This is a genomic window from Corallococcus sp. CA047B (assembly GCF_003612065.1).
GTDB classification, from domain to species: Bacteria; Myxococcota; Myxococcia; order Myxococcales; family Myxococcaceae; genus Corallococcus; species Corallococcus praedator.
In genome coordinates this window covers 22862-35819 of record NZ_RAWD01000054.1, presented here as the reverse complement: position 1 = coordinate 35819, position 12958 = coordinate 22862, and the positions used below count along the sequence as shown (strand labels likewise).

16 protein-coding genes are annotated in these 12958 nt (G+C 68.8%); 12 read left to right on the top strand and 4 right to left on the bottom strand.

Annotated features, from left to right (window positions below; all coding sequences use genetic code 11):
- Window positions 1-27: 27 nt before the first annotated feature.
- Together D7X74_RS11815 and D7X74_RS11810 are read right to left on the bottom strand one after the other, a co-directional pair.
- Complete coding sequence (locus D7X74_RS11815; RefSeq protein ID WP_120533040.1) at window positions 28-1320, bottom strand: sensor histidine kinase; 1293 nt, start codon at window positions 1318-1320, stop codon at window positions 28-30.
- Between the two features lie 91 nt (window positions 1321-1411).
- The gene (locus D7X74_RS11810; protein WP_120533039.1) at window positions 1412-1840 is read right to left on the bottom strand and encodes a hypothetical protein; all 429 of its coding nucleotides are present in this window, start codon (window positions 1838-1840) and stop codon (window positions 1412-1414) included.
- 134 nt (window positions 1841-1974) lie between these two features.
- Here D7X74_RS11810 and D7X74_RS11805 point away from each other — a divergent pair, with 134 nt between their 5' ends.
- The 9 genes from D7X74_RS11805 to D7X74_RS11765 all read left to right on the top strand — a co-directional run bounded on the left by D7X74_RS11805 (window position 1975) and on the right by D7X74_RS11765 (window position 7062).
- A complete protein-coding gene (locus tag D7X74_RS11805) occupies window positions 1975-2751 on the top strand; it encodes a HesA/MoeB/ThiF family protein (RefSeq protein ID WP_120533038.1) in 777 nt (258 codons plus the stop codon).
- Complete coding sequence (locus D7X74_RS11800) at window positions 2739-2978, top strand: sulfurtransferase TusA family protein (RefSeq protein ID WP_120533037.1); 240 nt, start codon at window positions 2739-2741, stop codon at window positions 2976-2978. The genes D7X74_RS11805 and D7X74_RS11800 overlap by 13 nt, the downstream gene beginning before the upstream one ends.
- Window positions 2979-2980: 2 nt before the next feature.
- Window positions 2981-3253, top strand: coding sequence for a MoaD family protein (locus D7X74_RS11795; protein WP_120533036.1), 273 nt, complete (start codon window positions 2981-2983; stop codon window positions 3251-3253).
- 6 nt (window positions 3254-3259) lie between these two features.
- The gene (locus D7X74_RS11790; protein ID WP_120533035.1) at window positions 3260-3886 is read left to right on the top strand and encodes a ThiF family adenylyltransferase; all 627 of its coding nucleotides are present in this window, start codon (window positions 3260-3262) and stop codon (window positions 3884-3886) included.
- A gap of 6 nt (window positions 3887-3892) precedes the next feature.
- Window positions 3893-4348, top strand: a complete 456-nt coding sequence (locus tag D7X74_RS11785) for a Mov34/MPN/PAD-1 family protein (protein ID WP_120533034.1) — start codon at window positions 3893-3895, stop codon at window positions 4346-4348.
- 157 nt (window positions 4349-4505) lie between these two features.
- Entirely contained in the window at window positions 4506-5291 is a 786-nt protein-coding gene (cysC, locus tag D7X74_RS11780) for an adenylyl-sulfate kinase (protein WP_120533033.1), read from the top strand.
- 91 nt (window positions 5292-5382) lie between these two features.
- The gene (gene larE, locus D7X74_RS11775; protein ID WP_120533032.1) at window positions 5383-6282 is read left to right on the top strand and encodes an ATP-dependent sacrificial sulfur transferase LarE; all 900 of its coding nucleotides are present in this window, start codon (window positions 5383-5385) and stop codon (window positions 6280-6282) included.
- Entirely contained in the window at window positions 6279-6836 is a 558-nt protein-coding gene (locus tag D7X74_RS11770) for a hypothetical protein (RefSeq protein WP_233595534.1), read from the top strand. The genes larE and D7X74_RS11770 overlap by 4 nt, the downstream gene beginning before the upstream one ends.
- Before the next feature lie 61 nt (window positions 6837-6897).
- Complete coding sequence (locus D7X74_RS11765) at window positions 6898-7062, top strand: ribbon-helix-helix domain-containing protein (RefSeq protein WP_120533031.1); 165 nt, start codon at window positions 6898-6900, stop codon at window positions 7060-7062.
- Window positions 7063-7091: 29 nt separating this feature from the next.
- Here the strand turns inward: D7X74_RS11765 and D7X74_RS11760 are convergent, their stop codons facing one another.
- Window positions 7092-7937, bottom strand: coding sequence for a tRNA pseudouridine(38-40) synthase TruA (locus tag D7X74_RS11760; RefSeq protein ID WP_120533030.1), 846 nt, complete (start codon window positions 7935-7937; stop codon window positions 7092-7094).
- On the opposite strand from D7X74_RS11760, the gene D7X74_RS11755 reads away from it, so the two are divergent.
- From D7X74_RS11755 to clpX, 3 genes are all read left to right on the top strand, one after another.
- Entirely contained in the window at window positions 7936-8901 is a 966-nt protein-coding gene (locus tag D7X74_RS11755) for an AgmX/PglI C-terminal domain-containing protein (RefSeq protein ID WP_233602063.1), read from the top strand. The genes D7X74_RS11760 and D7X74_RS11755 overlap by 2 nt on opposite strands.
- Before the next feature lie 45 nt (window positions 8902-8946).
- Window positions 8947-9585, top strand: a complete 639-nt coding sequence (locus D7X74_RS11750; protein ID WP_120533028.1) for a hypothetical protein — start codon at window positions 8947-8949, stop codon at window positions 9583-9585.
- A 224-nt stretch (window positions 9586-9809) separates the two neighbouring features.
- On the top strand, window positions 9810-11087 hold the full coding sequence (clpX, locus tag D7X74_RS11745; protein WP_120533042.1) for an ATP-dependent Clp protease ATP-binding subunit ClpX: 1278 nt from the start codon (window positions 9810-9812) through the stop codon (window positions 11085-11087).
- Between the two features lie 110 nt (window positions 11088-11197).
- On the opposite strand, the gene D7X74_RS11740 is transcribed toward clpX, so the two are convergent.
- Window positions 11198-12718, bottom strand: coding sequence for an Hsp70 family protein (locus tag D7X74_RS11740; RefSeq protein WP_120533027.1), 1521 nt, complete (start codon window positions 12716-12718; stop codon window positions 11198-11200).
- Window positions 12719-12958: the final 240 nt, after the last annotated feature.

Genomic DNA, 12958 nt, shown 5'->3' with positions numbered 1-12958 from the left:
GGTCCACGGGGCGGGGCTCCGGGTGCTTCAGGCTGAAAGACAGGGAAGGGAAAAGGCCACCTGGGCGCCAGCGCCGGGCGCCGAGTCCACCACGATGGAACCACCGAGCTTCATCGCCCGCTCACGCATGTTGAGCAGGCCGTAGTGTCCGCGCGGCGTGCGGCCCGGGTCGAAGCCCTTGCCGTTGTCGCGCACCACCAGGTGCACGCCCTCGGCGCTGAAGTCCAGGCGCACCTGGACCTCCTTGGCCTCGGCGTGCTTCGCCGCGTTGGACAGGCACTCCTGGAGGATGCGGAACAGGGCCAGCTGCGCGTCCGGAGGCAGCTTGCGCGTCAGGCCCGTGCGCTCGAAGCGGATCTCCTGGCCGGTGCGGTCGCGGAACGTCTTGACGTAGTCCTCCAGGCCCTGCGCCAGCTCGAAGTCGTCGCGCATCATCCGCAGGTTGCGGCGCAGCTCCTCGATGGACTCCTCCGCGGTGGCCTTCATCTCGCGGATCTCCGAGCGCAGTCCGTCGTCCTCGCGCGCCATCGCCATGTTCAGGATGTACTCGGCCTGGATGATCATGGAGGACAGGGACGCGCCCAGGCCGTCGTGGATCTCCCGCGCCAGCCGGTTGCGCTCCTCCACCACGGCCAGCTCCTTCAGGTCGCCCTGCAGGGAGACCACCTCGCGGTGCGCGGTGGCCTCGCGCTCGTTCAGGTACACGAGCACGTAGACGATGATGAAGTTGAGGCCCAGGTACCAGAGCAGCGTGAGCAGCTCCACCGCCGTCACGGACCGGTCCAACAGCAGGTCCAGCCGAGTGGTAACGGGCAGCGCCAGCAGCGGCGGGAGAATGGCCAGCGGCTTGGGGAAGAGGATGGCGAAGAGCGTGGTGAACAACAGCTGCGTCGCCAGCAGCGGGCTCTGGAGGCCGCCGCCCACCTGGGGCCGGGCGATGAGCACCACGGTGATGAGCAGGTCGAAGCAGAGCGTGAGGTACGTCACCCACCGGCCCGCCTTCGGGTGGTCGATGACGAGCAGGTTCGCGACGCTGTAGAGCAGCATCGCGAAGTAGCCCACGAAGGAGATGGGGCCGCTGAAGCCGAAGTAGCCGCTCCACGCGGGCACCGCGAGGATGAGCAGGCCCAGGGTGAGGAACATCATCCGCGCGTAGAAGAGGGCGCGGGCCCTGGCGACGAAGCGGTCCTGCTCCCAGGAGGCGGCCGCCTGCTCCGCGGACACGTTGTCCGTGAGGTTGCGGCGCTCCAGGACGGCGCGGACGCGGGCCCGCAGGTCGTGGGCCGGGTGCTGCTCGCCGTCTCTCAGCTCGCTGTCCATGCGCCCGGCAGCTTACGGGACGTTCCCCAGGGAGCGGAATTCCCGGAGCCAAACGATTGGCTCCCTGCCGGGCGAGGGACTTGAGCGGGCGCTACTTACCGGCGCCCGCGTCCACGCACGCCGCCTTCGCTTCCGGCTGCTGCTTGAAGACGAACTCCAGGCGGTCGCGGCTCTCCCCGGTGCGCTCGTCGAACAGGGGCGTGCCGCCTGCGTACATGGTGCCCGCCTTGCTGCCGTAGCGGTCAAGTTTGTGGGACTTGAGCCAGCTGTCCACGCAGGACTCCAGGGCCAGCCGGTCGCTGGCGCCCGAGTCGAAGCTGGAGGCGGAGGTGGCGCCGGAGTCGGGCGTCCCGGCCTCGGCGGTGGGCTGGGCGCCGTTCTCGGGGGAGCCCGACTTGAGCTCCTCTCGGACGGTGCCCGTCTGGGTGGCGGCGTCCGGGCTCTCGCCGGTGTTCTTGTGGCAGCCGACAGCCAGGGACAGGAGGGTGGAAAACACGAGCGCGCCGGTCAGGTTTTTCATATGTCCTGGCAAGTGAGGGCCGCTTGCGATGGCGGCGGTGGCGACAACGGGTGTGAAGGCTTCGGGAACGTCCCGGAGACAGGACGTGGAGTCGCCGCACCATATTCGTTCGATCCTCGCGGAGCACCAGTCCCATGCACGGCCATCCCGATACCGACCACCACGCTCGCATTCCCCACGCCACCCGCATCGAGCGCTCCCGCGTGCTGGTGGTGGGGGCGGGCGGCCTGGGCTGTCCGGCGTCGCTGGCGCTCGCGCAGGGCGGCGTGGGCCACCTGACCCTGGTGGATCCGGACCGGGTGGACGTGACGAACCTGCACCGCCAGCTGTGGCACCGCACCGGGGACGTGGGCCGCTTCAAGGCCGAATCCGCCGCCGCCGGCCTGCTGCGCGCCTTTCCCGCCTTGAGCGTGGAGGCCCTGCCCGAACGGCTGGACGCGAACAACGCGGAGGCGCTCTTCCGCGCGCACGACCTGGTGGTGGATGCCACGGACGGGGTGGCCACCAAGTTCTTCCTGTCGGACGTGGCGGTGCTCACCGGCGTGCCGCTGGTGTACGGCGGCGTGCTGCGCATGCAGGGGCAGGCCCTGCGCATCGATCCAGGCGGGCCGTGCCTGCGCTGTCTCTACGAGGACGTGCCCCCGGCGGACGCGGTGCCCACGTGCGCGCAGGCGGGCGTGCTGGGCTCGATGGCGGGGCTCATCGGCGCGGTGCAGGCGCTGCTCGCGCTGGAGCTGCTGGCGGGCGCGGCGGGCCGGACGCGCGGCGAGGCCACGCTGCACGTGCTCGACGGCGCGACGTTGGAGGGGCGCACGGTGAAGGTGACGCGCGCGCCGGACTGCCCGGGGTGCGGCATCCAGTCGCTGCCCCCATTCCCTTCGTCCCAGGAGGACACCTCATGCCCGACGTGACGGCGACGTTGGACATCACCCGCGAGGTGTGTCCGATGACCTACGTGCGCACCAAGCTGAAGCTGGAATCGCTGCCGGGAGGCGCGCTGCTGGAGGTGTTCCTCAAGGGCGAGGAGCCCCTGAAGAACGTGCCCCGCAGCGCTATCGACGAAGGCCACGAGGTGGTGTTGCTGGAGCCGCGCGGCGATGGCACCCACCGGCTGTTGGTGCGAAAGCACGGAAAGTGATCATGGCGACGATTCGGATTCCCACACCCATGCGCACCCTGACGCGCAACCAGCCCGAGGTGCAGGCCACCGGCGCCACCGTGGGCGAGGTGCTGCGCGACCTGGACGCGCGCTACCCCGGCATGAGCGCCCGGCTCTTCGACGAGCGCGGGGCGGTGCGCCGGTACGTGAACATCTTCCTCAACGACGAGGACGTGCGCGCGCTCCAGTCGCTGGACACGCCGGTGAAGGACGCGGACCGGATCACCCTCATCCCGGCCATGGCGGGAGGCTGAGCGGACATGGCGCTGCGTGAGGATCAGATCCTGCGCTACTCCCGGCAGATCCTCCTGCGGGAGGTGGGCGGGCGCGGCCAGGAGGCCCTGCTGTCGGGTGGCGCACGGGTGGACGGCCTGGGCGCGTCCGGCCTCACCGCGACAGCGTACCTCGCGGGAGGCGGCACGCCGGTGACGGGCGTGGGCGGGCTGACGATGGGGCCCTGGTCGCCGGGGTTCCTCGCCACGGCGCACGACGTGGGCCGGCCGGTGGCGGAGATGCTGGCGCAGGTGGTTCCGGAGGTGAACCCGGACGCGGCGGGCACGCCCGGGGGCGGCCTGCTCGCGGAGCTGCCCGCGGCGTGGAGCGGCGAGGCCCCTTGGGTCGCCCTGGGTGGGGATGGCGCGCGCGGCGCGGTGGTGTTCCGGGGCGCGGACGGGTGCGTCTGGTGCTTTGGCGAAACGGTGCGCCACCTGGGGACGCCGCCGGACGGGGCCCTGGGCGTGGCCCTGGGGGCCCTGGGGGCGCTGGTGTTCCAGCGGCTGCGGCTGGGCATGGGGCCGTCGCTGGGCGGCCGGTGGTTGAGCGCCCCGGGCGCGGTGGCGGACCTGGAACCGCACCAGTGCTCGCGTTGCAAGGCCGCGAAGCCCTGATCCGCCATGCGAGGCCCCGCCTTCCCGCCGGAAGTCCTTGCCCGGATGCTCCACCACCTGGAGGCCGCGTGGCCCTTCGAGGGCTGCGGCGTGATCCTGAAAGGGGAGGGGGAGGACGGCCCCTGGCGCGTCGTGCCGCTGCCCAACGCGTCTCCCACCCCGCGCATCGCCTACGCCTTCGCCCCGGACGCGTGGCTCCAGGTCTGTCTGGAGGCGGAAATCCGGCGGGAGACCCTGGTCAGCGTCTTCCACTCCCACATCGAAACCGCCGCCACCTTCTCCGCCGAGGACCGCCGTCAGGCCGCTCCAGGAGGTGTCCTACTTCTGCCGGGTGTGTCGTATGAGGTGATCTCCATCCACGGTGGCAGGGCGACCTCTGCCTCATCCTCTCAGTGGATGGATGGCGATTTTCAGGGTGTTCCGCTCCCACTGCCGGATTTCAGGTTTGAAAAACCCTTGTAAGGGCGGGCACTTGATCGCTTGGAACCCCCACCTGCGGAAAGGTGGGTCCGAATTGTCAAGTCAGTGGGTTTTCGTCTATAAAGCGGCGGTCGATTGGATCTGCCGCGTCCCATGCCGCGTGCAAGAAGCGCTCCGGACGCAGGGAGTTTGAACCCTTATGGCCACCAACACTGGCTTTACCCTCTGGCTGACCGGCATGTCCGGTACCGGAAAGAGCACCACGGCTGCCTACATCGCGGCCCGCCTCCGGCAGGTCGGGCGCAACGTGGAGGTCCTCGACGAGGGCGATCTCCAGAACGACCTGTGGGCGGGCATCGGCGATTCCAAGGATGAGCGCAACACGGTGGTCCGCCGTCTGGGCTTCGTGGCCAACCTGCTGAGCCGCAATGGCGTGGCGGCGCTGGTTCCCTGCGTGAGCCCCTACAAGTCGAGCCGCGAGGAGGTGCGCCGCGCGGTGGGCAAGTACGTGGAGGTCTACGTCGACTGCCCCACGGAGAAGCTCATCGAGCGCGACACCACCGGCCGCTACAAGAAGGCGCTCAACGGCGAGATCCCGAACTTCATCGGCATCACGGAGCCGTACGAGCCGCCCAACTCGCCGGAAGTCACCATCTACTCCGACACGGAGTCGGTGGAGGACGGCGCGGCGAAGATCTTCCAGGCGCTCCTGGACCTCGGCCTGATGTCCACGGACGAGCTGAAGACGATCACCGGCAAGAAGATGAAGGCCAACCCGCTGCCCAAGAAGGCCCGCCGCGACGAGGACGAAGAGGATCCTCCGGTTCGCATGGTGGGTGCCAAGGGCGCCAAGACGGCGAAGGTGGCGGCCCCCAAGGCGGACAAGGGTTCCAAGGGCGCCAAGGCGCGTCCGGCCACCCGCGCCGCCCGCGTGGGCAAGCCGGCCCCGGCCGCGAAGAAGGCCGCCAAGCGCAAGGCCAAGTAATCGTCGAATCCGTCGTTCTTTCGTGAAGGGCTCCGGGGTGCGTGCGCGATGCGCGTGCAATCCGGGGCCCTTCCGTTTTAGGAGTTGCCCCATGCTGAGCCCCGAGCAGATCCAGGCCCTGTGTGACGCGTCCCGCCCCAAGCTGGAGGCGATGCGTGAATCCCTGCGCGCGCATGGCAGCGCCCTGGTGGCCTTCTCCGGCGGCGTGGACTCCACCTTCGTCCTCAAGGTCGCGGTGGAGGTGCTGGGCGAGCGCGCCCTGGCCCTCACCGCGCTGTCCGCCTCCGTCGCCCCGGAGGAGGAGCAGGAGGCGCGCGAGCTGGCGGGACGGCTGGGCGCCCGCCACGTCGTCGTCTCCAGCAACGAGCTGGCGAACCCCAACTACGCCGCCAACCCCACCAACCGCTGCTACTTCTGCAAGACGGAACTGTACGACCTCTGTGAGGCGAAGCGCGCGGAGCTGGGCCTGTCGGTGGTGCTGGACGGCTTCAACGCGGACGACTTCAAGGATCACCGCCCCGGCCACAAAGCGGCCAAGGAGCACAAGGTCGTGTCGCCCCTGGCCCAGGCCGGGCTGACCAAGGATGAAATTCGCGCCTGGAGCCGCGCGCTGGGCCTGCCCACCTGGGACAAGCCGCAGATGGCGTGCCTGGCGTCGCGCATCCCCTACGGCACGTCGGTGACGCGCGACCGGCTCCTGCAGATCGCCGCCGCGGAGTCGGAGCTGCGCACCCTGGGCTTCCGGCAGTTCCGCGTGCGCTACCACCAGGACGTGGCGCGCATCGAACTGGACGCCGCGGAGTACCCGCGCTTCTTCGAGGCCGCCGTGCGCGAGCGGATCAACGGCGCCTTCAAGTCGCTGGGCTTCAAGTTCGTGGCGTTGGATCTGGAGCCCTTCCGCTCCGGCCGGCTCAACGAGGCCGCCGGCATCACCCCCCAGCCGGCGGGGCAGGGTAGGGCCGAGGGCTTCCCGCTCCCGGTGGTGGGGTGAAGGCCCTCCGCCTTCCGTCCTTCCTGATCCGCGTTCCCGGCCTCTTGCTGATCCTGGGGGCCGCGCCCGCCGTCGCCGCCGAATACGTGGACGACGGCCCGTACGCGCACCGCCGCTCGCTGATCCTCATGGCGGGGCCCGGCGCCACGTACACGGAGCGGATCAGCGGCCGCGCCACCGCGTCCGGCCTCGCCGCGCAGCTCGATCTCGGCGTGGGCCTCACCGTCGGCTACGACCAGGACGAGGTGTTCCTCCTCGTGCGGGGCAGCAGCGGCGGTGGCCCGGGCGAGGAACTGGCGCTGATCGGCGGCTACCGCAGCGTCTTCGGATCCGAGTCCTGGCAGACCTTTTTTGATCTCGGCGCGTCCGTGCGTCCGATTTCTGGGCCGTGGCTGGGGCCTCGCATAGGGTTCGGCGCCAGACACACCCTCTCGGATCATTTCGCGCTGTACGGCGGGCTCGGATTCACCTTCGGGTTCGGCTCCGGACTGCGCGCGGACACCGAGGTCTTCACCGGGCTTCAGTGGATCATCCCGGTGGGCTCGGCTTCGTGAGAAATTCTTGCGGATGTCCGACTCTGTGAGATGGTGTGCGCATCTGTAGGAGGTCGCGCACTTGGACATGAATCCCCGCCTCACCTCGGTCGTGTTTCGTCTCAACCGCGAGAAGCTCGATGCCCTGAAGGAGCTGTCGCGCGCCACGCGCATCCGTCAGAGCGAGTACCTGCGGGAGGCCATCTCGGACCTGCTGGCGAAGTACGAAGCGCGCTTCGTGGACTGAAAAGCGCTGCGCTTCAGCCCGGCGTCCCTCTACGTGAAGGGAGGCGAGTCGGGCAGACCGGGCGGATGGAGGCGCTCGCCGGGCCCGAAAGGGTCCACCGCGGAAGGATAGCGGACCTCCCACAGCACCAGCCCATGCGCCGGGGCCTTGAAGCCGGCCAGGGACGTGCCCGCATCCAACGCCGCGTGCCATTGCTCCTCGGACAGGAGCCCTGCGGCCACCTTCAGCGCGCTGCCCACCAGGTACCGCACCTGGTAGCGCGCGAAGCCATCTCCCTCCAGGCATGCCTCGTACAGCCCACCGCCCCGCTCGCGCAGGGTGGCGGAGGCCAGGGTGCGCGCCTTCTGGGGGCTGGAGCGCTCGTGGAACGCGGTGAAGTCCCGCGTGCCCACGGCGCGCTCAAGCAGGGCCTCCAGCCGCTCCGGCGTCACCGCGCGCCCGCCCTGGAGTGTCCCGTCCGCCGCCACGTCCAGCGCATGCGGCCGCCACGCCTCCGACGGTGGCGCGCCCAGCGTCAGCCGGTACCGGTACACCTTCCCGCTCGCGCTCCACTGTGCATGGAAGGACCCCGGCGGCCGCTTCGCCACGCACAGGCCCACGTCCGGGGACAGGAAGGGCGCCAGCCTCCGGGGCAGCTCCTCCGGGGGCACGTCCTCGTCCAGGCGCAGGCTGATGACCTGCATCCGGGCGTGGACCCCCCGGTCCGTGCGACCCGACGGCATCACCGTCGCGGGCGAACCGGCCTTGGCAAGGGCGTCCTCCAGGGCATCCTGGACGGTCGGACCCTCCACCTGGCGCTGGAAGCCGCGGAAGTTTCCACCGCGGTACCAAGTCCACAGTACGGCGGGAATTCGTCGGGGAGGAGTCTTGGCCATGGCGTTGCGATGGCGCGGGCAGACACACGATACTCCCGCGCGAATGCTGGCCGGACAACAAGAACTCGCGGTGGACAGTGATGTGCAGTGGCTTTTCCGCCAGGGCGACCTGGTGCTGGGGCCCATCATCGCGTCCCAGGTGGTTGAAAAGCTCTATGCGGGGGAACTGACCCCGGACAGCCCGGTGGCGCCCGCGGGCGAGCGGGACTTCCGCTCGCTGCGGGACACCGCCGCCTTCCAGGTGCACATCGCGCGCTATGAGGCCCAGGGCCGCGTCGCCGCGACGATGCTCGTCGAGCAGGCGAAGAACCAGCGCCGCGTGAAGGTGCTGGGCGGGGTCGCCGCGGGCGTGGCGCTGCTCTTGGGCGTCGCGGGCTGGTACATCGCGCGCAACGCGGCGGTGTACGGCTGGTTCGGCCAGAGCGAGGAGGGCGACGGCATCACCATGGATCCGCCCACCATCCGGCTGGCCCAGTCGCGCGCCGGGGACGAGGACCTGTTCGCCTATCCCTCCAACGACCCGCGCCGTCCGGACCGCGCCCCCGGCACGGGCACCGGCGCCGGCACCGGGACGTCAGCGAAGCCGGCGGGCACCGCCGTGGCCAGCGCCACCAGCCGTCCGCCCCGCACGGGCAGTGTCTCCACGGATCCCGACGGCCTGGAGATGGCCCAGCAGTTCGACCAGAGCGCCATCAACCGCGTCGTGTCCGGCAACCGGGCCACGCTCTTTCGCTGCTTCAAGGAAGAGGCCGAGCGCACGCCGGGCCTGGCCGCGAAGATTCCAATGGAGTTCGTCATCGGCAACGACGGCCGCGTGGCGAAGCTGTGGGTGGACAACCCCCAGTTCAAGCAGGGCCCGCTCTACGACTGCCTCTTCACGGAGCTGAAGAAGTGGCCCTTCAAGTCCTACGACGGAGAACGTGCGACGGTGGGGCTGTCGTTCAACATCGGCAAGCGCGGGTAGGGTGACTTTCTTGCCCACCCCCCGGACGTGCCCGATAGAAAGGGCATGTCCGCCGCATCCGTCGCCGAAGTCGAGATCTCGAAGAAGGCCCTGAGCGTCCCCCCGGGGACGTTCCGCCACACCGTCCTGGTGGCCGCCAAGAAGTTCAAGTCCACCTGGGCGGAGCTGGGCAAGCTGCTCGTCCAGGTCCGGGACGAGGCCAGGTACGAGGAGTGGGGCCACGCCACCTTCGAGGCCTATTGCCTCAAGGAGCTGCACATCAAGAAGCAGACGGCGCTGAAGCTCACGCGCTCGTTCAGCTTCCTGGCCAAGCACGAGGCCCCCGAAGAACTCCAGCAGCAGGAATTCCCCGAGAAGGCCCCGGCCTTCGAGGTGGTGGAAGTCCTGGCCGACGCCGAGGAGCGGGGGCAACTGTCACCCACCGAGTACAAGTCGCTGCGCGACAGCATCTGGAGCCCGGAGAAGTCGCCCACGGAACTCAAGAAGGAGTTCACCGAGCGCTTCCCCCGTCCGCCGCCCGAGCCGCCCCCGGAGAGCCTCCAGGTGCGGAAACTGGCGCAGCTGGCGCGAAAGCTCGCCTCCGAGCTGGCGGGGAGCCGTCGGGTGCCGAACGCTGTCGCCGAGCGGGCGGCCGCCCTGGCGGATGATGTCGAAGAGCTCGCGTCGAGCGTGACGGACGCCTGAGTCGCTGTTATCCAACACCGACCTGACCGGGGCTGAACGCTCCGCGAAGCGGCCCCCTCCGCTGGGCTTCCTGCCTGGAGGGGAGGGCCCTATAGTGGGTCAAGGGCCTGTAGCAGGTGGGCCTGGAGCCGTCTGAGACGTGGGCGGTTTCGAGCGTGGTGGAGTGCGGTGGTCGGCGGAGAAGGCTCCGGGTGCACCGGGGCCTGGCGAACTCGGAGGCGGCAGTGAAGAAGGAGCACCACGTCAACCTGTCCTGCTCGTTCTGCGGCAAGTCGCAGCGCGAGGTCCGGAAGCTCATCGCCGGACCCACGGTCTACATCTGCGACGAGTGCATCAAGCTGTGTAACGACATCATCGCGGACGAGAACGAACGCGAGGAGGGCAAGCCCCAGGTCAGCCTGCCCACGCCCTTGGAAATCAAGGCGTTCCTCGACGACTACGTCATCGGTCAGGACCAGGCGAAGAAGGTCCTCTCGGTCGCGGTCTACAACCACTACAAGCGCATCTACCAGAAGAAGCCCGCCGCCCGGCCGCGCCCTGGCGTGAAGAGCCCCACCGGCGAGGACGTGGAGCTGCAGAAGAGCAACATCCTGCTCATCGGCCCCACGGGTTCCGGCAAGACGCTGCTCGCCCAGTCCCTGGCGCGCTTCCTCAACGTCCCGTTCACCATCGCGGATGCCACCAGCCTCACCGAGGCCGGCTACGTGGGCGAGGACGTGGAGAACATCATCCAGAACCTGCTCCACAACGCCGACTACGACGTGGAGAAGGCGGCGCGCGGCATCGTCTACATCGACGAAATCGACAAGATCGCGCGCAAGGGTGACATGCCCAGCGCCACCCGCGACGTGGGCGGCGAGGGCGTGCAGCAGGCGCTGCTGAAGATCATCGAAGGCACCCGCGCCAACGTCACCCCGCGCGGCGGCAAGAAGTACAACCAGCAGGAGTATGTCCAGGTCGACACGACCAACATCCTCTTCATCTGCGGCGGTGCCTTCCACGGCATCGACGGTGTCATCAAGCGCCGCGTGGGTGAGAAGGGCCTGGGCTTCGGCGCGAAGATCACCCACAAGGAAGAGCGCAGCGTGGGTGAGCTCCTGGCGATGACGGAGCCGGAAGACCTGATGAAGTTCGGGATGATCCCGGAGTTCATCGGCCGTCTGCCGATGATCGCGACGCTCAACGACCTGAAGGAGGATGACCTCGTCACCATCCTCACGATCCCGAAGAACGCCCTGGTGAAGCAGTACCAGAAGATGTTCGAGATCGAGAAGGTGAAGCTGTCCTTCACCAAGGAAGCGCTGCGCGCCATCGCCCGCGAGGCGATGCGCCGTCACTCCGGAGCGCGCGGCCTGCGCGCCATCATGGAGGACGCGATGCTGGAGATCATGTACGACGTGCCGTTCCGCGAGGGCGTCAAGGAGTGCAAGATCACCGAGCAGGTGATCACCAAGCACGAGCCTCCGCAGATCGTCATGGAGAAGGAAAAGAAGACCGCCTGAGGTTTCCCCCAAGCGGTCGGTGTTCCCACCCGGCGCCCTTTGCCTTCACTGGCAGGGGCGCCGTGGTGTTTCTGGCGCCCGGGAAGCCCCGGGCGCGGGCCCTGCCGGCGTCAGTTCTGGGTGACGCGCACGGTGGTCTTCATCTCGCGGCCGGAGACGGGATCCTTCGCCTTCATGGTGAGGATGCCCTCCACGTTCACGTCGAAGATGATCTCCACGTTCACCGTGCCGGCCTTGGACGGCGGGATGCCGGAGAAGGTGAACTCGCCCAGCATGTCGTTGCGCGCCACCACGTCGTGGTCGCCCTGGTAGATGCGCATGGCCAGCTCCGTCTGGTTGTCCACGCTGGTGGTGGCCAGGAGCTGCTTGGCGTTGGGGATGGACGCGTTGCGCGGGAACACGACGTGGAAGCCGCCGTCGCCGCGCTCCAGGCCAATGGCCATGGGGATCACGTCCAACAGCTGGATGCGCAGGTTGGTGTCGTCCTGGAGCGAGTGCGCGTAGAGCGCGGCGCCAATGGCCACGGCCTCGTCCGGGTGGACGCCCTTGCTGGGCGGCTTGCCGAAGAACTTGGTGAGCCGGTCCTGCACGATGGGCATGCGCGTCTGGCCACCCACGAGCATCACCTCGTCGATGTCCTTGGTGGACAGGCCGGAGTCCACCAGCACGCGCGCGACCATCTGGAGGCTGCGGTCCACGAGCTGGTTCGTCAGCTGCTCCAGCATCTTGCGCGTGAACTTCATCTCGATGTTCAGGGGCTGGCCCTGCGCCGTCATCGTGATGAAGGGGATGTTGAAGGGGACTTCCTCGCGCGCGGACAGGTCGATCTTGGTGCGCTCGGCCAGGTCCTTGATGCGCTGCATGGCCACCGGATCCGTGGCCAGGTCGATGCCCGTCTTGGCCGCGAAGTCCTTGAGGACGTGGTGGATGATGGCGTTGTCGAAGTCGATGCCGCCCAGGAACACGTCGCCGCCGGTGGACTTCACCTCGAAGACGCGGTCGCGGATCTCGATGATGGAGACGTCGAAGGTGCCGCCGCCCAGGTCGTAGATGACGACCTTCTCCGCCAGCCCCTTGCCCACGCCGTAGGCGAGCGCCGCCGCGGTGGGCTCGTTGATGATGCGCACCACCTCCAGGTCGATGAGCTTGCCGGCGTCCTTCACCGACTGGCGCTGCCGGTCGTTGAAGTAGGCGGGCACCGTCACCACCGCCCGCTTGATCGGCATCTTCAGGTAGTTGGAGGCGACCTCGCGGATCTTCCCCAGAATCTTGGCGCTGATCTCCTGGAGGGTGAACTCCTTCTTGCCCACGTCCAGGGTGACTTCGTTCTTCGCGCCGGGGCGCATGTTGTACGCCACGACCTTCTTCATCGTGTCGACGACATCACTGCCGTAGGCGCGGCCCACCAGGCGCTTGGCACCGTAGACGGTGTTGCGCGGGTTGAGCTGCCACTGGCGCTTCGCCTCGAAGCCGATGAGCTCGTTGCCCTTGTCGTCAATGGCGAAGATGGAGGGGATGGTGTACTCGCCGCCCTTGTAGGGGATGAGCTTGACGTTCCCGCTGTCCTCGACGATCGCCGCGCACGAGTTCGTCGTGCCGAGGTCGATGCCGATGATGGGCTCCTTGTGCATCGCGTGTGGGCTCCGGGTGGGGCTTTTCCGTGGTTCCGAGGAGAAGCACCCCGGACCGTATCTCACCCGTCCCGGGTGCGCGAATCGCTTACCATCCGCCGTTCGTCCGACGCCTGGCGCCCCATGTGCGCGCCCGCCCCCAGGGCTTCCGGACTTCCGTCTCTGGACCCGACGGGGCCCGGCCGGCCGCTCGCCCCCGAACACACCGGCCCCGGGGGAGGGGGGGCTCGCTTTACATCC